Origin of the sequence: Streptomyces sp. SID13726 (assembly GCF_010548375.1) — a bacterium.
In the GTDB taxonomy this organism is placed as follows: Bacteria; Actinomycetota; Actinomycetes; order Streptomycetales; family Streptomycetaceae; genus Streptomyces.
The window spans coordinates 1-425 of record NZ_JAAGLY010000527.1 but is presented as its reverse complement, the minus strand read 5'-3'; the positions used below and the strand labels follow the sequence as shown (position 1 = coordinate 425).

Genomic DNA, 425 nt, shown 5'->3' with positions numbered 1-425 from the left:
CCATTCGGGCGACGCGCCCCCAGGGCACGGGAGGGCGGTCCCGCGTCAGTGCTCGTCGGTGGCGATCGCGCGGGCCGCGGCGAGCTCGTGGCGCACCGGGGCCAGGACGGAGCCCTCGTCCCCGGGCGGCAGCGCCGCGGGGTGCAGCTGGGTGGGGGTCCTGGCCTTGCGCACCCCCTCGGCGAGGGCGCGCAGATCGGCGATGACGGTCGCCACTTCCTCGGCGCGGGGGGCTTCGGCGCCGTGGTTGACCCGGACCCGTGCGGCGGTGGTCGCGTCCACGATGCGTTCGACGGCGACGACCAGCGGCCACCAGGCGGCGGCCCGCGCCCCCGTCGGCGGCGGCTCGGTCAGCGCCCGCTGGAACTCGTTGCGTACGCCCGACATCTCGCGGTAGATCCGCCGCCGGTCCTGGAGCCGGGCGG

The 425-nt window shown here is 78.1% G+C and carries 1 pseudogene; it reads right to left on the bottom strand.

Features of this window, described 5'->3' with window-relative positions:
* Window positions 1-45: 45 nt before the first annotated feature.
* A pseudogene (locus G3I78_RS48940) lies at window positions 46-425 on the bottom strand (FUSC family protein); the annotation flags it as partial.